General features: G+C 68.5%; 16 protein-coding genes. 7 read left to right on the top strand and 9 right to left on the bottom strand.

Annotated features, from left to right (window positions below):
* Positions 1-10 precede the first annotated feature (10 nt).
* Positions 11-199, top strand: a complete 189-nt coding sequence (locus C8N38_RS01765) for a YgaP family membrane protein (RefSeq protein WP_170120294.1) — start codon at positions 11-13, stop codon at positions 197-199.
* Positions 200-355: 156 nt separating this feature from the next.
* Positions 356-688, top strand: a complete 333-nt coding sequence (locus tag C8N38_RS01760) for an excinuclease ABC subunit A (protein ID WP_108023307.1) — start codon at positions 356-358, stop codon at positions 686-688.
* Positions 689-715: 27 nt separating this feature from the next.
* On the opposite strand, the gene uvrA is transcribed toward C8N38_RS01760, so the two are convergent.
* The gene (gene uvrA, locus C8N38_RS01755; RefSeq protein WP_108023305.1) at positions 716-3,574 is read right to left on the bottom strand and encodes an excinuclease ABC subunit UvrA; all 2,859 of its coding nucleotides are present in this window, start codon (positions 3,572-3,574) and stop codon (positions 716-718) included.
* A gap of 173 nt (positions 3,575-3,747) precedes the next feature.
* Between uvrA and C8N38_RS01750 the strand changes: the two genes are divergently transcribed.
* Entirely contained in the window at positions 3,748-4,122 is a 375-nt protein-coding gene (locus tag C8N38_RS01750) for a rhodanese-like domain-containing protein (protein ID WP_108023303.1), read from the top strand.
* 101 nt (positions 4,123-4,223) lie between these two features.
* On the opposite strand, the gene lpdA is transcribed toward C8N38_RS01750, so the two are convergent.
* The 5 genes from lpdA to C8N38_RS01725 all read right to left on the bottom strand — a co-directional run bounded on the left by lpdA (position 4,224) and on the right by C8N38_RS01725 (position 12,094).
* Positions 4,224-5,618 (bottom strand): dihydrolipoyl dehydrogenase, encoded by a 1,395-nt coding sequence (gene lpdA, locus C8N38_RS01745; RefSeq protein WP_108023301.1) that lies wholly within the window; start codon positions 5,616-5,618, stop codon positions 4,224-4,226.
* 119 nt (positions 5,619-5,737) lie between these two features.
* Positions 5,738-6,316 carry a DUF924 family protein gene (locus C8N38_RS01740; protein WP_108023299.1) on the bottom strand — a complete coding sequence of 193 codons (579 nt, stop codon included), beginning with the start codon at positions 6,314-6,316 and terminating at the stop codon, positions 5,738-5,740.
* A gap of 85 nt (positions 6,317-6,401) precedes the next feature.
* A complete protein-coding gene (locus C8N38_RS01735; RefSeq protein ID WP_108023297.1) occupies positions 6,402-7,688 on the bottom strand; it encodes an MFS transporter in 1,287 nt (428 codons plus the stop codon).
* 36 nt (positions 7,689-7,724) lie between these two features.
* The gene (gene queA / locus C8N38_RS01730; RefSeq protein WP_108023295.1) at positions 7,725-8,834 is read right to left on the bottom strand and encodes a tRNA preQ1(34) S-adenosylmethionine ribosyltransferase-isomerase QueA; all 1,110 of its coding nucleotides are present in this window, start codon (positions 8,832-8,834) and stop codon (positions 7,725-7,727) included.
* A complete protein-coding gene (locus tag C8N38_RS01725; RefSeq protein ID WP_108023293.1) occupies positions 8,831-12,094 on the bottom strand; it encodes a YhdP family protein in 3,264 nt (1,087 codons plus the stop codon). Before C8N38_RS01725 ends, queA begins: the two co-directional genes overlap by 4 nt.
* 167 nt (positions 12,095-12,261) lie before the next feature.
* Between C8N38_RS01725 and C8N38_RS01720 the strand changes: the two genes are divergently transcribed.
* The 3 genes from C8N38_RS01720 (at position 12,262) to C8N38_RS01710 (ending at position 14,992) form a co-directional block, all read left to right on the top strand.
* Positions 12,262-12,723, top strand: a complete 462-nt coding sequence (locus tag C8N38_RS01720; protein ID WP_108023291.1) for a peroxiredoxin — start codon at positions 12,262-12,264, stop codon at positions 12,721-12,723.
* Between the two features lie 384 nt (positions 12,724-13,107).
* Positions 13,108-14,448: a M23 family metallopeptidase gene (locus C8N38_RS01715; RefSeq protein WP_425440000.1), complete on the top strand. Its 1,341-nt coding sequence runs from the start codon at positions 13,108-13,110 to the stop codon at positions 14,446-14,448.
* The gene (locus C8N38_RS01710; protein WP_108023287.1) at positions 14,438-14,992 is read left to right on the top strand and encodes a bactofilin family protein; all 555 of its coding nucleotides are present in this window, start codon (positions 14,438-14,440) and stop codon (positions 14,990-14,992) included. Before C8N38_RS01715 ends, C8N38_RS01710 begins: the two co-directional genes overlap by 11 nt.
* 600 nt (positions 14,993-15,592) lie before the next feature.
* Here C8N38_RS01710 and C8N38_RS01705 read toward each other — a convergent pair.
* Genes C8N38_RS01705 through C8N38_RS01695 form a run of 3 tightly spaced genes read right to left on the bottom strand, consistent with a single transcriptional unit; the run spans position 15,593 to position 18,109 of the window.
* Positions 15,593-16,369, bottom strand: coding sequence for a MetQ/NlpA family ABC transporter substrate-binding protein (locus tag C8N38_RS01705; RefSeq protein WP_108023285.1), 777 nt, complete (start codon positions 16,367-16,369; stop codon positions 15,593-15,595).
* Between the two features lie 29 nt (positions 16,370-16,398).
* A complete protein-coding gene (locus tag C8N38_RS01700; protein ID WP_108023283.1) occupies positions 16,399-17,073 on the bottom strand; it encodes a methionine ABC transporter permease in 675 nt (224 codons plus the stop codon).
* Entirely contained in the window at positions 17,063-18,109 is a 1,047-nt protein-coding gene (locus C8N38_RS01695; RefSeq protein ID WP_108023281.1) for a methionine ABC transporter ATP-binding protein, read from the bottom strand. Before C8N38_RS01695 ends, C8N38_RS01700 begins: the two co-directional genes overlap by 11 nt.
* Before the next feature lie 364 nt (positions 18,110-18,473).
* On the opposite strand from C8N38_RS01695, the gene C8N38_RS01690 reads away from it, so the two are divergent.
* Positions 18,474-19,460 carry a Bug family tripartite tricarboxylate transporter substrate binding protein gene (locus tag C8N38_RS01690; RefSeq protein WP_146176211.1) on the top strand — a complete coding sequence of 329 codons (987 nt, stop codon included), beginning with the start codon at positions 18,474-18,476 and terminating at the stop codon, positions 19,458-19,460.
* The last annotated feature ends 28 nt before the right edge of the window (positions 19,461-19,488 follow it).

Genomic DNA, 19,488 nt, shown 5'->3' with positions numbered 1-19,488 from the left:
CACCCAATCCCTGCTTTCGAAGAATGTCGGCGGCATCGACCGCACCCTGCGCATCGTCATCGGCGCGCTGATGGTGATCGCCGCGCTGATCGGCTACAGCAAATGGCTGCTGATCGGCGTCGTGCCGCTGGCCACCGGCCTGATGTCGACCTGCCCGCTTTATTCGCTGATCGGGCTGAACACCTGCAAGAAGGACTGACAGGCCCGCAAGGACGACAGCGGCAGGGCGTCGGGGCGCCCTGCCCCTTGCCGCTCGGGTGGCGGATCGGCGCCGAAGCGGCCGGGTTTTTCGGCGCCGCTTGAACCCGTCTGACCGCCCGGACGTTTTGTTCCGAGACATAACCGGAGACCCCGCATGCGTCCGATCCTGCTGGCGGCCCTGACCGCCTTCGCCCTGACCCCTGCCCTCGCCGCCGCCTCGCCCGGGCATTGCCCGCCGGGCCTCGCCAAGAAAAGCCCGGCCTGCGTTCCCCCCGGTCAGGCCCGCAAGGGCGCCGAGCTTGGCCATGGCATTGTCGCCGGATCTCCGGTCGACGGCCGCTATCGCTATCTCACCGATCCGCGCCGCTACCGGCTTGATCCGCAGGGCAGCTATTACGTGCGCGACGACGGCTGGGTCGTGCGCGTCGATCCCGAGACCCGCAAGGTGCTGGACCTGATCGGTGCCATCGACGCTCTGGTCAACTGACCCCTGCCCGCCGCGTCGGGCGGCCGCTTATTCGGCCGCGACCTGGCGCGGCTTCAGCATGTCCTTGAGATAGCGCCCGGTATGGCTGGCCTCGCAGGCCGCGACCTCTTCGGGCGTGCCCTCGGCCACGATCCGGCCGCCGCCATCGCCGCCCTCGGGGCCGATGTCGATGATCCAGTCGGCGGTCTTGATGACGTCGAGGTTATGCTCGATCACCACGACCGTGTTGCCCTGATCGACCAGCTCGTGCAGCACCTCGAGCAATTTCCGCACATCCTCGAAATGCAGCCCCGTGGTCGGTTCGTCGAGGATGTAAAGCGTGCGCCCCGTGGCGCGTTTCGACAGTTCCTTCGACAGCTTAACCCGCTGCGCCTCACCGCCCGACAGCGTCGTCGCCTGCTGGCCGACCTTGATATAGCCCAGGCCCACATGCATCAGCGCATCCATCTTCTCGCGGATCGAGGGTACCGCCTTGAAGAAGGCCTGCGCATCCTCGACCGTCATGTCGAGGACATCGGCAATGCTTTTGCCCTTGAACCGGATCTCAAGGGTTTCGCGGTTATACCGTGCCCCATGACACGTTTCGCAAGTCACATAGACATCGGGCAGAAAGTGCATCTCGATCTTGATGACGCCGTCGCCCTGGCAGGCCTCGCAGCGCCCGCCCTTGACGTTGAAGCTGAAGCGCCCTGGTTTATAGCCGCGCGCCTTGGCCTCGGGAAGCCCGGCGAACCAGTCGCGGATTGGCGTGAAGGCGCCGGTATAGGTGGCGGGGTTTGACCGCGGCGTGCGGCCGATCGGCCGCTGGTCGATGTCGATCACCTTGTCGAGCTGATCCAGCCCCTTGATCGTCTCGCAGGGGGCGGGCGTCTGGCGCGCCCCGTTCAGACGCATCGAGGCGGTCTTGAACAGGGTCTCGATGGTCAGGGTCGACTTGCCGCCGCCCGACACGCCGGTGACGCAGACGAACTTGCCCAGCGGGAAGCTGGCCGTCACCTCGTGCAGGTTGTTGCCGGTGGCCTTGACCACGGTCACCGCCTTGCCGTTGCCCGGGCGCCTCTCGGCCGGCACCGCGATCTCGCGCGTGCCCGACAGGTACTGCCCGGTGACCGAGGCCGGGTCGGCCGCGATTTCCTCGGGCGTGCCCCGCGACACGATCTGCCCGCCATGCACCCCCGCGCCGGGCCCCAGATCCAGCACGTAATCGGCCTCGCGGATCGCCTCTTCGTCATGTTCGACCACCAGAACCGAATTGCCCTGGTCGCGCAGGTTCTTCAGCGTGGTCAGAAGCCGCCCGTTGTCGCGCTGATGCAGCCCGATCGAGGGTTCGTCCAGCACGTACAGCACGCCCGTCAGCCCCGACCCGATCTGGCTGGCCAGCCGGATCCGCTGGCTTTCGCCGCCCGACAGCGTGCCCGAGTTCCGCGCCAGCGTCAGGTAGTCGAGCCCCACATTGTTCAGGAATCCCAGCCGCTCGCGGATCTCCTTGAGGATCGCGCGGGCGATCTCGTTCTTCTGGTTGGTCAGGTGCTCGGGCACCGTCTGCACCCAGGCATGGGCCTCGCGGATCGACATCTGGACCACCTGGCCCACATGGAGCCCGGCGATCTTGACCGCCAGCGCCTCGGGCCGCAGACGGTAGCCGCCGCAGCTCTGGCAGGGGCGGTTGTTCTGGTAGTTCTCGAACTCCTCGCGGACCCAGGCGCTGTCGGTCTCGCGGTAGCGGCGTTCCATGTTGGGGATCACCCCCTCGAAGGGGCGCGTGACCTGATAGACCCGCCCGCCCTCGTCATAGCGGAACGGGATCTCCTCCTCGCCCGAGCCGCGCAGGAAGACCTGCTGCACCTTCGCGGGCAGGTCCTTCCAGGGCGTGTCGCGCTGGAACCCGTAATGCCGGGCGATGGCCTCGATGGTCTGGCGGAAATAGGGCGACTTGCCCTTGCGCCAGGGCGCGATGGCGCCGTCATAGACGGTCAGCGCGGCATCGGGCACCACGAGACGTTCATCGAAGAAAAGCTCGACCCCCAGCCCGTCGCAATCGGGGCAGGCGCCGAAGGGCGCGTTGAAGGAAAACAGCCGAGGCTCGATCTCGGGGATGGTGAAGCCGCTGACCGGACAGGCGAAATTCTCGGAGAAGACGATCCGTTCGGGGTCACCCTCGGCGGGCGCGGTTTCCAGCACCGCGATCCCGTCGGCCAGATCCAGCGCGGTGCGGAAGCTGTCGGCGAGCCGGGTCCCGATGCCCTCCTTCACCACGATCCGGTCGACCACCACGTCGATGTCGTGGCGAAACTTCTTGTCGAGAGTCGGCGGCTCGTCCAGCTCGTAGAACTGGCCGTCGACCTTGACGCGCTGAAAGCCCTGCTTGCGCAGCTCGATGAATTCCTTGCGGTATTCGCCCTTCCGGTCGCGGATGATCGGGGCCAGCAGATGGGCGCGGGTGCCGGGCTCCATCGCTAGGACGCGGTCGACCATGTCCTGTACCTGCTGGGCCTCGATCGGCAGGCCGGTCGCGGGACTGTAGGGCGTGCCCGCCCGGGCAAAGAGCAGCCGCAAATAGTCGTAGATCTCGGTCACCGTGCCAACGGTCGAGCGCGGGTTCTTCGAGGTCGTCTTCTGTTCGATGGAAATCGCCGGGCTCAGCCCGCTGATATGATCGACATCGGGCTTTTCCATCATGTCGAGGAATTGCCGCGCATAAGCCGACAGGCTCTCGACATAGCGCCGCTGGCCCTCGGCATAGATGGTGTCGAAGGCCAGGCTCGACTTGCCCGAGCCCGACAGCCCGGTGATCACCACCAGCGCGTCGCGCGGAATGTCGACATCGACGTTCTTGAGATTGTGCTCGCGCGCGCCGCGCACTTCGATCTGCTTCAGCTCGGCCATCGCTGCCCCCGAAAATACTGGTGAAGAAATAGTTGACCCAAGGGCGATCTCCAACCGGAAAATGAGAACAGGCCGCGAACATTTCCGTGCCTCTGACTGCGTCGGGATGCCGGATTAACATTCGGGCAGGGAATCATATATTTCGGGCGACCAATCCAGGACAGGAGCGCACAATGTTCAAGTGGTTCGACCTCATCGCGCGAGTCTACCCATATATCGAAGAGATTCGCCCCAAGGATGCCAGCGTCCACGCCGAAAAGGGCGAACTGACCCTGATCGACGTGCGCGAGGCCCACGAGGTCGCCCGCTTCGGCAAGGCCAAGGGTGCGATCCACATCCCGCTGATCATGATCCGTCACAAGGCCAATGCCGCAAGCCCACATCACGACCCCGCCCTGGATCCCAGCAAGAGCTTCGCGATCTATTGCGAGACCGGCAACAAGGCCATCGAGGCGGCCCGGATGATGAAAAAGATGGGCTTTGACGACGTCTATTGCATGGGCGCCTTCCGCGAGTGGCTGAACGCAAAGCTGCCGGTCGAGAAGTAACCGCCCGTCCCGAAGGGCGGACTCGTCCCGACGCGCAACAAGGCCCGGACATATCGCCCGGGCCTTTCGTTCGTCTTCGGGATACCCGATCGGTCCGAGGCTCAGAAGTGGATCGCGCGATCCCACGCGTCCAGAACGGATTCGTGCATCATCTCGCTCAGCGTCGGGTGCGGGAAGACGGTTTCCATCAGGTCGGCTTCGGTGGTCTCCAGCTGACGGCCGATCACATAGCCCTGGATCAGTTCCGTGACCTCGGCGCCGATCATGTGGGCGCCCAGAAGCTCGCCGGTCTTCGCATCGAAGACGGTCTTGACCATGCCCTCGGCCTCGCCAAGGGCAATCGCCTTGCCATTGCCGATGAAGGGGAAACGGCCGACCTTGACCTCATGGCCCTTCTCCTTGGCCTTCGCCTCGGTCAGCCCGACGCTCGCGACCTGCGGATGGCAATAGGTACAGCCCGCGATGGAGCCCGGCTTGATCGGATGGGGCTTTTGCCCCGCGATCAGCTCGGCCACCATGACGCCTTCATGGCTGGCCTTGTGGGCGAGCCAGGGCGCGCCCGCCACGTCGCCGATGGCGTAAAGCCCCTCGACCCCGGTCCGGCAATACTCGTCGGTGACGACATGGGTGCGGTCGATCTTGACGCCCAGATCCTCCAGCCCCAGCCCCTCGACATTGCCGACGATGCCGACGGCGGAGATCACGGTATCGACCTCGATCTTCTCGGTCTTGCCGTTCTGTTCGACATGGGCGACGACCGCGTCGGCGCCGCGATCCAGCTGTTTGACCGTTGCCTTCTCGCGGATGGTCATGCCCTGCTTTTCGAACTGTTTCTTCGCGAAAGCCGAGATCTCGGCATCCTCGATCGGAAGGATTCGGTCCATCACCTCGACCACAGTGGTCTCGGCGCCGAGCGTGTTGAAGAAGCTGGCGAACTCGATCCCGATGGCGCCCGAGCCGATGACCAGCAGCTTCTTCGGCTCGTGCGGCGGCTGCAGCGCGTGCTTGTAGGACCAGACCCGCTTGCCGTCGGCCTCGAGCCCCGGCAGGTTCCGCGCCCGGGCGCCGGTGGCCAGAACGATGGCCTTCGCGGTCAGCTCTTCGGTGCCCTTGTCGGTCTTGACCGAAACGCGCCCCCTGGCGGGCAACGTGGCCTCGCCCATCACCACGGTGATCTTGTTCTGCTTCAGCAGATGCCCGACGCCCGAGGCCAGCTGTTTGGCCACCCCGCGCGAGCGCTTGATCACGGCGGGCAGGTCATAGCCGATGCCCTCGGCCTTTAGCCCAAACTCCTTGGCGCGGTGCATCAGGTGGAACACCTCGGCCGAGCGCAACAGCGCCTTGGTGGGGATGCACCCCCAGTTGAGACAGATGCCCCCCAGATGCTCGCGTTCGACGACGGCGACGCTGAGCCCCAGCTGGGCGCCGCGGATCGCGGCCACATACCCGCCCGGCCCCGCGCCGATGACGATCATGTCGAAATTCTGCGCGGCCATGGCGCCCCCCTGTTCCGGTTCCCGTTTTCTCTTGCCCGCATGCGGCCTTCCCAAGCCGACGCGTATCGCCGCCGGACCCGCAAGCGGGCCGGCAGCGTCGTTTTCTGTGTGGATCCGCCTCAGGCCGAGGCGCGCATCTCATCCAGACAGGCGCCGTAGCCGCCCCGTTCGAGGAAGGCAACCTCTTCCTCGGACGAGCCGCGATGCAGCGCGGCATTGCGGAACGGGAAGCGGCCGAAGCGGCGGATCAGCTCGCGATGGGCCTTGGCATGAAGCAGGTTGTCGGCGCCGGTCTCGGGCATGCGGGTCAGCATCAGGCGCACGCAGCGGTCCTGATCCATCAGGCATTCCGAATGCATCAGCGGCATGTAGAAGAACTGCCGCTCGGGCTCGGGGTAGCGCATGTCGAAATTATGCTCGATCGCCTGCTTGGCGGCGGCGCGCGCCAGCACGTCGGTCGCGAAGGATCGCCAGTCGCCGCGGAACATGTTGCGCGGGAACTGATCGGTCAGGATCAGGAAGGCGAAGGCGCCCACGGGGTTGGTGGACCAGTCGTGGAACTCGCCGGAATGGGCCGCTTCCCAGTCGCTCTTGAAACGCTCGGTGATGGCGGCATCGACCTCGGGGTCGGCCTTGTACCAGCCCTCGGGGCCGACCTCTTCCATCCAGAACCTGATGATCTGTTCGCGTCGCGGCATCTGATCCTCCTCGCGCGTAGGGTGCCTGTTCGTGCTGGCCCGGATCGTTTCAGATTTGGCCGGGCGGTTCAAGCCGTCGAACCGGTCAGCCCGGCGATTGCGTCGGGCCGCCGGGCGGCGTCGGTCCCTGGTCTTCCTGGGCGGCCTCGATGGCGACTTCCTGGGCCACTTCGACCGCGACAGGCGTGGCCGAGGGCAGGACCGGCGCGTAGCTGCCGGTCTCGTCCACGGGCACCGGGGCGCGCTGGGTCATCCGGAAGGCGGTGAAGACCGCCAGCGAGGCCATCAGCACCGCGATGAAGAGAAAGAAGCCCAAAGGCCCCATGGTGCCCATCGCCCAGCCGGTCACCAGCGGCCCGACGATCGCTCCGACGCCGTTGAGAAACAGCATGCCCCCCGAGGCCGCGGCCATGTCCTCGGGTTGAAGGTAGTCGTTGGTATAGGCGATCAGCAGCGAATAGAGCGGGTTCGACATGCCGCCGATCACGAAGGCCGCGGCCAGCAGGGCGCTGTAGCTGCCGCCGACCAGCATCGCGGCACCCGCGGCGGCGGCGCCGGTGGCGGCGGCCGCAAGGATCAGGGTGCGCCGGTCGATCCGGTCCGAGAGCCAGCCGATCGGGTATTGAAAGAGCAGCCCGCCCAGATAGATCGCGGCGACGAAGGCCGAGATCTCGGCCACCGACAGCCCGGCCTCGGACCCGAAGACCGAGGCCATCCCGAACAGCGCCGAGAACACGCCCCCCATCAGGAACACCCCGACCGTCCCCGTGGGCGAGGTGCGGATCAGGTCGCGCAGCTTCATGGGTTTCGCGGTTTCGAAGGGCGGCGTCGGGCTGACCGACAGCAGGATCGGCGCAAACGAGATCGACACCAGCACCGAGGGGATGATGAACAGGATGAACCCGCCCGGATCGGCGGTCAGCAACAGCCCCTGCGCCGCGACGATGCCCGCCATCTGGGTGATCATGTAAAGCGACAGCGCCTGCCCCCGCGTCTCGTTCGAGGCGGAGTTGTTCAGCCAGCTTTCGGCGGTGACATAGACGCCCGAGAAACAGAATCCGATCAGGACGCGCCCGATGGTCCAGGCGACGGGATCGGTCCAGGCCGGGTAGAGGATCAGGACGGCCGATATGAACGAGCCGAGCGCCGCGAAGACACGGATATGCCCGACCCGGCGGATCATTTCCGGCGCCAGCCGCGAGCCCCCGAGGAAGCCCACGAAATAGGCCGACATGACGATGGACATCTCGTAGGTCGAGAAGCCCTCGATCCCGCCGCGGATCCCCAGCAGCGTACCCTGGATGCCGTTGCCCACCATAAGCAAAAGAATGCCCAGCAGCAGGGCCCAGGAGCTGGCCAACACCTTCAACACGGAAACGTCCTTTCGAGATCTTGCAGTCTTGCGGTCTTACGCGGTCGGGGCGGAGGGGGGATGCCCCGGGCGACCGCTGTCCAGCCGGTCCCGACCCGGCGGAATCAGAAGCGACGCGTCGCCATAGGAGAAGAAACGATACCCATGTTCAACCGCATGAAGGTAAATATTCCGGATACATCCGACCCCCATCAGCGCGGAAACCAGCATCAGGAGCGTCGAGCGCGGCAGGTGGAAATTGGTGATCAGCGCATCGGTCATCCGGAACCGGTATCCCGGGCGGATGAAGATGTCGGTCTCGCCCCGCCAGGGCGCGATCCGGCCGGTCTCGTCGGCGGCGGTCTCGATCAGCCGCAGCGCCGTGGTGCCGACCGGAATGATCCGCCCGCCCGCCGCACGGGTGGCGTTGATCTCGGCCGCGGCGGTCTCGGACACCTCGCCCCATTCGGCATGCATCCGGTGGTCGGACACGTCGTCGACCTTGACCGGCAGGAAGGTCCCCGCCCCCACATGCAGCGTCACATGGCTGAAGGCCACGCCCCTGGCGGCCAGCGCTGCCAGCAGCGGCTCGTCGAAATGCAGGGATGCCGTGGGCGCCGCGACCGCGCCGGGCCGCGCGGCCCAGACCGTCTGGTAATCCTCGCGGTCCTGCGCATCGGCCGGGCGGCGGGCAGCGATATAGGGCGGCAGCGGCATCGCGCCGGCCTCGGCCAGCGCCGCGTCGAAGGCGGCCCCCGCACAGTCGAAGGCCAGCGTCACGTCCTCGGGCCCGCGCGCCGCGACCTCGGCCGAGAGCGCGTCGGAGAACCGGATGCGATCGCCGGGTTGCAGCTTTTTCAGCGGCCGCGCCATCGCCCGCCACTGCCCGCCCGCCGCCGGTTCCATCAGCGTGACCTCGACCCGGGCCTCGGCCGGTCCCTGCCCCGTCTGGCGCAGCCGCTGACCCGACAGCCGCGCCGGGATCACCCGCGTGTCGTTCAGGATCAGCCGGTCGCCCGGCCCCAGCAGATCGACGAGGTCGCGCACCTGCAGGTCGCGGATCGTGTCGCCCTCGGCCACCAGCAGCCGGGCCGACGAGCGGGGCCGGGCCGGGCGCGTGGCGATCAGCGCCTCGGGCAGGTCGAAATCGAAATCGGAAAGTTTCATGGCGTCTCTTTAAGGGTCGGCGCCGGGCGACGGAAGAGCTCGCGGAACATGCCGGGCGTCAGGATCGACAGCGGGTTCACCCCGACCTCGGGATCGGCGGGATTGCCCTTGAGCGAGAAGTTGAACCCCAGAAGCCCCTCGCCCTTCCGGGTCAGGACCGACCCGATGCCGTTGAACATGTAGACCGGCGACAGCACGCCCCGGAAATCCATCCGCTTCGAGCCGGTCAGGTAGACCCCCTGCAGCGAGACCCCCAGCGACGGCCCGACGGCGCTGCCCTCGCGGATCTCGACCGCGCCCGGCACCAGACGGAACTGCGCCTCGACATTGGTGAAAGCGAGCCCGTCGCCGTCGAGCAGTTCCAGCAGCCCCACCACCGAAATCGCGCTGAGCAGTTCGACCGTCACCGGCGTGCCGCCGACCCGGAGATTCTCGATATGGGCGGTGCCATCGTAATGGCCGGGCTTGCCGGCCGGGTTCAGCACCAGATCGAGCGTGCCGCCGCTGGCGCGCCGGTAGATCCCGGCCGCGCCAAGCACCGCGCCCGCATCCGAGGCCCGTACCCGCACCGCCATGCCCGCGCGCGCCGGAACCAGCGTGGCCTCGATGGGCGCCGCCCCTGCCACCAGGCCGGTCACCTGGCCCGAGGCGCCGTTCACCTGGCCGCGCACCCGGGTCAGTTCGATCCCGTCGCCGACCCGCACCCGGTCGAGCGCCACCGCGATCGCGCCCGAGCCCACCCCCGCGCCGCCGCCGATCGGCGCCCCGGCCAGATCGGCGGTGCCCCCGGTGATCGCCACCGCCGGGGCCTTGCCCGCGCCCTGGCCGGTCAGCGTTACCGAAGCGTCGAGCCAGCCGCCCAGCCGCACCCGCGAGAACCGCGCCACGTCGAGCCCGCCGCCGGGCTTGAGCGTAATGTCGCCCTCCGCAGAGAGACCCGGCGCCTCGAAGCTCAGGCTCTCGACAGAGGGCGTCTCGCCAAGCACCGCCGCAAGCTCCAGCCGCCCGGTCCGGTCCGGCGCCTTCGACCAACGAAGCGCGTCGAGCCGCAGCCCCAGCCCCGCCAGATCCGAGGTCAGAGTCAGCGCGGGCGGCGCATCCGGGGCAAGCGTCAGCGCGAAGGCCCCGCGCGCGGCGCCGCTCAGGCTGTCATCGGGCAGGCCAAGGCCGAAGGCCGCGTTGGCGCGTTGCGAAAGCTCGACCGAACCGGTGACCTGCGACGCGGCCCCGGCGCCGGTCGGCCGGGTCCAGGCCGCGCGCAGCGGCACGCCGTCAAGCGCCGCCTCGCCCGCGATCGACACCGCGTCCTCATCGGCCCGAAACTCGAGCGCCGCGGCCTCCAGACGTCGGCCCGGGACCAGCGTGTCCGAGACCACGTCGCTCAGAACCCCCTCGACCCGATAGCCGATCTCGGTCAGCGGAAGGTCGCGGATCAGCGGCAGCCGCAGCTCCGCCGACAGGCGCGCGCGCCCCTCGGCCGGGTCCTCGGGCAGGGTGACGCGGGCGCCCAGCCGCACCGGCGGCAAGTCGGTCAGCGCCAAAGCCGCCGGGATCGTGCCGTCGGTTTTCAGCCGGAACACGGCGCGGGCCGGATCTTCGGTGACGTCGGGCACCTGCAGGGTCGAGCCCGCAACGTCCACCGTCCCGCCTTCGGGTGCCTCGACCGTGCCGCCCTCGACAGACACGGTCAGCGTCCGGTCGTCGATCGCCAGATAGCCGCGCCCGCCCTGCAGCGGCGGCATCTCGGGCAGGAATTTGACCTCGGCGCCGCGGATGCGCGCCCCGAGCGCCGCCCGCACCGTTCCGTCGGGCGGCCGCCGCAGACCCAGATGGGCGTCGTAAAGCTCGCCCGCCGACAGCGCGCGGTCCAGCCAGTGCCGCGCGCCCTTCGCCACCGTCACCGGCCAGAGCGCCAGCAGGCGCCGGTAGTCGACCCGGTCGAGATCGGCGCTCATCGCCACGTCCCAGCCCTCGGGCAGCGCCCGCACGCGCCCCGAGGCGCGATAGGCGGCATCGCCATCCATCAACACCAGCTGCCCGATCCGCGCCTCGAACGGATCGAGCTGAAACTTGATGTCGAGCGCGCCGCCCGTAAACGCCGCCGGACGCTCGAACACGCCATCGGGGTCGAGCCCGACCTCGCTGAAGCGGACCTGCGCCACCACCGCCTCGGGCCAGCCGCCCTCGGGCGCAACCAGATCGGCATGGCCTTCGCCCGAAAGCCGCAGGGCCGAGGTGTCGAGCGACAGCCGCCCAAGCTCGATCCGGCCACTTTGCGTGTTGTAGGTGAAATAGCTTTGCGCCGAATCGAACCGGATCGGTACCGCGCCGCCCGGCGGGGTCAGCGCGCCCTGCCCGATTTCCAGCGAGGCGCTCAGATCGCCGATCTTCCCGGCGGCGTCGATCTGGCTGCGGATCGCCCCCGAGATCGGTGCCTCGATCAGCCTGAGCGGGGCCAGCGCGGGCGACTGGGTGGCGATGTCGGCCGAGGGCACGTCCGAGAAGCTGGCCGAGAACCGCGCCGCCGGGCTGCCCTTCGACGAGGTGAAGCCGAAGGCGAATTCCGAGGCGACAGGGGCCGAGCCCCGCAGCGAGAAGAAGGCCTGCACCGCGACCGTCTCGGCGGTCTGATCCAGCGTCATCAGCCCGTTCTCGACCCGCCAGGTGCGGCCCGCCCGGGCATCGACATAGGTCAGCGCCAGCCCCTCGACGCTGACCGCGCGCAACGGCGCGAGCGCGGGCGTGTCGAAGGCGCGGTCGATCTCGTCAAGCACCTCGGCCACGCTGCCGCCAAGGCTGAACGGCGCCCCGGTGCCGCCAAGCGCAAGGTCTATGACCCCGTCGGCGCCGCGGCGCAGGGTGAGATCGGCGCCCGTCAGCGCCAGATTTGAGACCTCGAGCCGCCGCTGCAGCAGCGCGCGCCCGTCGAGCCGCGCATCGGCCCGGGGCAGGCGCAGCACCTGGCGCCCGGCGGCATCGGTCAGCGTCACGCCGCCCAGATGCACCTGCGGGGACTCGTTGCGCGAGAGGCTCACGCCCACCCGGTCGAGCCGCAGCACCAGCGGCGACAGACCGGCATTGACCTGCGCCTCGATCCGCGCGGTCGCCCAGTCGGGCAGCGTCACCGTGCGTTCGCTCAGCACCAGCGCCAGCAGCCCCAGCGCGCCCGCCAGCATGCCAAGGCCGATCAGCACCCAGAGCCCGAAGCGCTGATGCGGATGCAGCCCGGAAGGATCCGAGGGGGTGTCTGTGTCGCTCATGCCTCCGGGCGCCCCGCCGCAGCGCGGCCCGCCCGCTCCCGTCTTGCCCGCCTGCCCGCGGCGGCTATTCTTTGCCCCGTCGCGCTACACCGTCGCGCTACACCGATGGCGCCCATCTGCCAACCCGTCCCGCCCGTCCTATCCGGGCCCCGAGGAAAGAGTTGACCATGACCGAGACCGGCCAGACCGCCCCCGATTTCACCCTGCCTCAGGATGCGGGCGACCCCGTGACCCTGTCGGCGCAGCGTCCGGCGCCCGTGGTGCTGTATTTCTATCCCAAGGATGACACGTCGGGATGCACGAAGGAAGCCATCGCCTTTTCCGGCCTGCTGGCCGATTTCGAGGCGGCGGGCGCGCGCGTCTTCGGCATCTCGAAGGACAGCGTCGTCAAGCATGGCAAGTTCCGCTGCAAGCACGAGCTCAGCGTGCCGCTTCTGTCGGACGAGGCCGGGGATGTCTGCGAGCGTTACGGCGTCTGGGTCGAAAAGTCGATGTACGGCAAGACCTACATGGGCATCGAGCGCGCGACCTTCCTGATCGACGGCGAGGGCCGCATCGCCCGGATCTGGCGCAAGGTGAAAGTGCCGGGCCATGCCGAAGAGGTGCTGGAGGCGGTCCGCGCGTTGTGACCGGGTCCTCGGAGCGTCGGAGGCCCCGCCCGGTGACGCCGACGCCCCCTGCCCGACGCCCCCTGCCCCTTGCGAACACGGGCCCTTGCGAACACGGGCGGGGCGGACCGCGCCCCGTGCCTCTCGGCCTTTCGGCTCGACCGTGTCAGACCCTGTGGCCCGGTCGCGACAGGTCCGGATTATCCGGATCGAACCTGTGAGGTTAATGCAACTCCCGCGTGTAAATCGGCAGAATTTCGCCGCCTTCCGCCTAAGTTTCACCCAAATGCCTGAAAAGGGCTTAAGAACCTTGCGATGGGACAGGGCTCTGAGTAGTCACGGGACAAAGGCGTCCCGGCTGCGGAGCGTCTGAACCGGACCTGAAACGGGCAGATGAGGCAGACATTGACGGCGCGATTCCTTCACCGCATCGATGTGGCGCTCGGGCGCTACCTTCCCGAAAAACGACTATTCCTCCGGTCCGACGACAGCACGCGTTTCGTCCGGTTGTCGCCTTTGACCCAGGCGGCGGCCCTCTCGGGCACGACGGCGCTTGTCGCCTGGACCATGGTAGCTAGCTCGATCCTGCTGATCGACCAGGTCGGTTCGGGCAATCTGCGCGATCAGGCCCGCCGCGAACAGGCGCTTTACGACAGCCGCCTGAATGCCATCGCCGCCGAGCGCGACCGCCGCGCCCAGGATGTGCGCGAGGCGCAGGACCGGTTCAACCTCGCGCTCGACGAGGTCTCGAAGATGCAATCCGCGCTGCTGGCCTCGGAAGAGCGCCGCCGCGAGCTGGAAACCGGGATGGCCGTGATCCAGAAGACGCTGCGCCGCACGCTGGCGGAACGCGACGCCGCCCAAGGCCACAGCCAGGAGCTGGCCGCGCAGCTGGCGGGCGAGACGGCGCCCGCCGAAGGGCCGCGCCCGGCCGATGTCCAGCAGACCCTCGCCTTCCTGACCGGCGCGCTCGACCAGACCGCCGAGGAACGCGACCGGATCGCCGCCGACGCGGCCTCGGCCTATGACATGGTCCGCACCATTTCCTACGAGCGCGAGCTTGACGCCGAACGCAACGACCAGATCTTCACCTCGCTCGAGGAGGCGCTGACGGTCTCGATGGCGCCGCTCGACAAGATGTTCAAGGCGGCGGGGCTGAACACCAAGTCCATCATCAACCGCGTGCGCCAGGGCTATTCCGGCGTCGGCGGCCCGCTGACGCCGCTGTCGGTCTCGACCAAGGGCGCCGCGGCCGACCTGACCCCCGACGAGATCCGCGCCCGCGCGATCATGGGCCGTCTCGACGAAATCAACATGTACCGGATCGCGGCCGAGAAGCTGCCCTTTGCCCAGCCCGTCAAGGCGGGCTACCGGCTGACCAGCCCTTTCGGCGTGCGCGAGCATCCGACGCTGGGCGGGCAGCGGATGCATGAAGGCACCGACATGGCCTCGGCCTATGGCACGCCGATCTACGCCACCGCCGACGGGGTGGTAGTCAAGGCGCAATGGGTGTCGGGCTATGGCCGCATGGTCGAGATCCGGCACGAATTCGGGATCGTCACCCGCTACGGTCACATGTCGAAGATCCGCGTCGAGGCCGGCCAAAGGGTCTCGCGCGGGGACCGGATCGGTGATATGGGAAGTTCCGGACGGTCGACCGGCACCCATCTTCACTATGAGGTGCGCGTCGACGGGAAACCCGTGAACCCGATGACCTATATCAAGGCAGCCAGAAATGTTTTCTAAGAGCAGGATCAACGAGCCCGGGCCCAAGGCCGGCGAGGCCGAGAAGGCGAAGGCATTCGAGACGCCCGCCGCTCCCCGCCCCGGCGACAGCCCTCTCCCCACGCCGCCCCGCGCCAAGCCGCCCGCCTCGATGCTGTCCTCCGACCTCGTCGTTACCGGCAATCTCAAGACCACCGGCGATATTCAGATCGAGGGCACCATCGACGGCGACATCTCGGCCCATCTGCTGACCGTCGGCGAGAACGCCACCGTGCGCGGCGAGGTCGTCGCCGATGACGTCGTGATCAACGGCCGGGTGATCGGGCGCGTGCGCGGGCTGAAGGTTCGCCTGACCTCGACCGCCCGGGTCGAGGGCGACATCATCCACAAGACCATCGCGATCGAGAGCGGCGCGCATTTCGAAGGCTCGGTGCAGCGCCAGGACGATCCGCTGAACACCGGCAAGCGGGTGCAATCCGCCCCGGCCGGACAAGCCGCGCAACCGCAGGCCCGCCCGCAGGGGACTGCCCCCGGCAAGCCCGGCGAGGGCGCACCCAAGGCCTGAGACGAACCACGAGCTCCGGGGGGGAGGCCACAAGACCCCGCACCGACCCGACAAACGGGCGGGTGGGGTCTTGATCCTCCAGAGATCATCCCGACCGGGTCCGGCAACCGCCCGACCCTGACCGGGACGATCCGGTTGCCCGGAAGATCCGACAGGATCGAAGGCCGCCCCCCCCGCACGGGCGGCCTTTTTGTCGCGCCGCGCCCTGTCGGCCTGGATCGGGACGGTGACGTCCTCCGCGCCGGTCGGAGCGCCCGGCCCGGCAAGCGTCGGCCGCAATCGCATCCCGCCGCGCTTCGGGAGAACCGTTCGCAGGCCCTGCGCCCGCGAAACGGCGCGGACCTCGCCTCGGGCCAGCGGCGACGTCCTGAACGGCCCTCGTCAGTCTCGCGTCGGAGGACATCCAAGAGAGCGCCGAAATCCCGGCATGAGCGACGCGGTCCGCCGCCAGAGCCCACCGGCCTCTTCCGCGCGCCAAAGCCGATCCGCCCGACAGCGCTGTGACCGAAGACAGGAACGGCTGCCCCGCGATCCGGCAGGGCCGCCATTCCGTCTTTGGCTTGCCTCAAGACGCCCGCGCGGCAGTCCTGCCGGGGCCGATCACCAGCTGGTCAGCACCGCGCCGTGATATTTCTCGTCGATGAAGGCCTTCACCTCGGGGCTGTGATAGGCCTCGACCAGGGTCTTGACCCAGGGCTGGTCCTGATCGCCGTTGCGCGCCACGATGATGTTCACGTAGGGGCTTTCGGCCTTTTCCATCGCGATGGAATCGTCCTTGGGGCTGAGCCCCGCGGCAATGGCGTAGTTGGTGTTGATGACCGCGATATCGGCATCGGCCAGCGCGCGGGGCAGCTGGGCGGCGTCCAGTTCGAGGAATTTCAACCCCTTGGGGTTGTCCTGAACGTCAAGCGGGCTGGGCACCAGCCCGGTCCCTTCGGCCAGGGTGATCAGCCCCAGATCCTGCAGCAGCAGAAGCGCGCGGCCGCCATTGGTCGGATCGTTCGGGATCGCGACCTTGGCCTTTTCGGGCAGCGCGGCCAGATCCTCGATCTTGTCGGAATAGACCCCCATCGGTGTGGTGATGGTGGTCGCGATCTCGACCAGATCGAAGCCGCGATCCTTGATCTGGTTTTCCAGATAGGGGCGGTGCTGGAAGCTGTTGGCGTCGAGATCGCCATCAGCCAGAGCCTGGTTCGGCACGACATAGTCGGAGAACTCGACCACGTCGATATTCAGCCCGGCACCGGCGGCGACCTTGGCCACCTCTTCCATGATCTCGGCATGTTCGCCGGGCGAGACGCCGACACGGATGTCGTCGGCCATCGCGGCGGCGGCCGACAGGGCGAGGGCGGAAACGAGAGGGATCAGACGCAGCATCGGACGGTTCCTTTCTTGTCTGCGAACATTCAGTGGCCGCGGTTGCGCGGCGCGCGGCGGTCGACACGGGCGGCGATCCATTCGCCGGCCGATTGCACGATCTGCACCAGCACGATCAGGATCACGACGACGGCCAGCATCACGTCGGGCATGAAGCGCTGATAGCCGTAGCGGATGCCGAGATCGCCCAGCCCCTCGCCGCCGACCGCGCCGACCATGGCCGAATAGCCGATCAGGCTGACCACGGCGAGCGTGAGCCCAAGCGCGATGCCGGGCAGCGCCTCGCGCAAAAGCACCTTGCGGATGATCTGCAGGGGCGTCGCCCCCATCGCGCGGGCGGCCTCGATCAGGCCCGCATCGACCTCGCGGATCGCGTTCTCGACCAGCCGGGCGATGAAGGGCGTCGCCGCGATGGTCAAGGGCACGATGGCGGCATCGGTGCCGATCGAGGTGCCGACCAGCGCCCGGGTGAAGGGGATGATGGCCACCACCAGAATGATGAAGGGCACCGAGCGCGCGGCATTGACGACAAGCCCCAGCGCCTTGTTGACGAGCGGCGCCGACAACAACTCGCCGCGTTGCGAGGTGGCCAGGAACACGCCCAGCGGCAGCCCGAAGACCGTGCCCAGCACCGCCGACACCGACACCATGTAAAGCGTCTGCAGCGTCGCCTCGATCAACAGCCCGATCAGGTTAGCCGACATAGCCCAGCACCTCCGTCGAAAGCCCGTGGCGGTTGAGATAGTCGCGGGCCTCGGGGCCACGCGCCGCGTCGATGGCGACCAGCAGGTTGCCGAAGGGCCGGGGGCCGATCTCTTCGATGGCACCGGCCAGGATGTTGACGGCGATGCCCCGCTCGGCCGTCATTCGCGCCAGCATCGGATCGGTCGCGTGCGCCCCGGCAAAGGTGATGCGGACGATCTCTTCGGCCGGGCCATGGGGCCGGGCCTCGGTCATGCGGCCCGCGATGAAGCCCGGCAGGGTGATCCCGGTCACGCCCGACAGGAAGGACCGCGTCGTCGGATGCCGGGGCGTGACGAAGATGTCATAGGTCGCGCCCGCCTCGACGATCCGGCCCTGGTCGATCACCGCCATATGGCTGGCGATGTCGCGGACGACGGCCATCTCATGGGTGATCAGCAGGATGGTCAGCCCCAGATCGCGGTTGATGTCGCGCAGAAGCTCCAGCACCGTCCGCGTGGTTTCGGGGTCGAGCGCCGAGGTCGCCTCGTCCGACAGCAGCACCTTGGGCCTTGTGGCCAGCGCCCGGGCGATGCCAACCCGCTGTTTCTGCCCGCCCGACAGCTCGGCCGGATAACGCTCGGCCTGCGCCTCGAGCCCGACCCGGGCGATCAGGTCGCGCACCCTGGGGCCGATCTCGGCCGAGGGCAAGCCCGCGATTTCCAGCGGCAGGGCGATGTTGCCATGCACCGTGCGCGAGGACAGCAGGTTGAAATGCTGGAAGATCATGCCGACATCGCGGCGGATCGCCCGCAGGGCCGCGCCGCGCGCCCGGCCGACATCGCGCCCGCCCACGGTGACGGTGCCCGTGCTGGGGCGTTCGAGCCCGTTGACCATGCGCAGAAGCGTCGACTTGCCGGCGCCCGAGCGGCCGATGATGCCGCAGATCTCGCCCGGCGCCACGCTCAGCGTGACATCGCTCAGGGCCGTGACCTGCCCCTTCCCACCGCCGGCATAGGATTTGCCCACGCCTTCAAAGCTGATCGTCGCCCCGGTCATGCCGTCCCGTTCCGCTGTCGCTGTCCGGGCTGTCGGGTGCCCCAAAGCCGCAGCGGACGCAACCCCACAGAGCCCCGGGCGCGCGAGAAAGCGGCCCCGAAAGGCCGAATAAGAACCGCCTCCCGACGCACCGTGGCCCGGGCCAAGACCATTCCGCCCGCCCCGGGGCCACAGGACGATCCGTTCCGCCCTGCCCGCCCCGCCCCGGACAAACGGCCCCGGCCCCCGGTCGGGCGCGGGTCCTGCCGCCGCGTCAGTCGTCCGGTTGCGACCCTCGCTTCGCCCCCAAGGAACGCGGTAGGAACGCGGTTGAAATGCGCCGCCGGATCGTGTCCTTTGGCGCCGACCTTAAAGGAGAGACCCCGTGACCCTTCGGATGACGCGCCGTTCCGCGCTTGCCTGCGCCGTGGCTCTGACCGCCCTTCCCACCGCTGCCACCGCCGAGGACGCCTGGCCCACCGCGCCGCTGCATGTCTATGTGGGCTTCCCCGCCGGGTCTTCGCCCGACACGCTGACCCGGATCGTGACCGAGCCCCTGGCCCAGCGGCTGGGCCAGCCCGTCGTGGTCGAGAACAAGCCCGGCGCGGGCGGGGTGATCGGCGTCCAGCAGATGCTGGCCAATGCGGGCGACGGTCTCAGCTTTGCCACCACCATCAACGGCCCGCTGACCACCGCCGCCCGGCTGATGAAATCGACGGGCTATGACGTGGCCACCGACATCGCCCCGGTCACGCTGATCGCGACCTCGCCGCTGGTGCTGGCGGTTTCGGCAAGTTCCGACTTCACTGATCTGGAAAGCTTCATCGCGGCGGCCGGGACCGAGCCCGAGTTTCTCAGCTACGGGTCGGTCGGCCAGGGGTCGGGCGCGCATCTGACGGCCGAGCTGTTCGCCGATGCCGCGGGCGTCAGCCTGCTTCACATCCCCTTCACCAGCTATGCCGAGGTCACCACCTCGATCGTCGGGGGCGAGATCGATGCGGGCTTCATGGCGCCCTCGGCCGCGCTGCCGCAGGTCGAGGCGGGGCGGATGCGGATGCTGGGCATCACCTCGGCCGAACCCTTCCCGCAGGCCCCCGACGTGCCGGTGCTGGCCGGTCGGGCCGGGCTGCCCGCAGATTTCCGGGCCGAGCTCTGGAACGCCTTCATCGCCCCCGCCGGGACCGACCCGGCCATCATCGCGCGGCTGAACACCGAGATTGGCGCGATCCTTGCCGATCCCGAGGTGCAACAGAAGCTGCTGGCCATCGGCTGGCAGGCCGCGCCCGGCACGCCCGGGGAACTGGCCGACCGGATCGCGGCCGACACCGCCATGTGGGGCGCGGTGATCGACCGGGTCGCGGCCAAGCCCTGAGGCACCCGCGCCGATGCAACGGGACCCG

The organism is Rhodovulum kholense (genome assembly GCF_003053725.1).
Classification (GTDB): Bacteria; Pseudomonadota; Alphaproteobacteria; order Rhodobacterales; family Rhodobacteraceae; genus Rhodovulum; species Rhodovulum kholense.
Note: the sequence above shows the minus strand (reverse complement) of the source record. Positions and strands in the feature narration are given on the sequence as shown.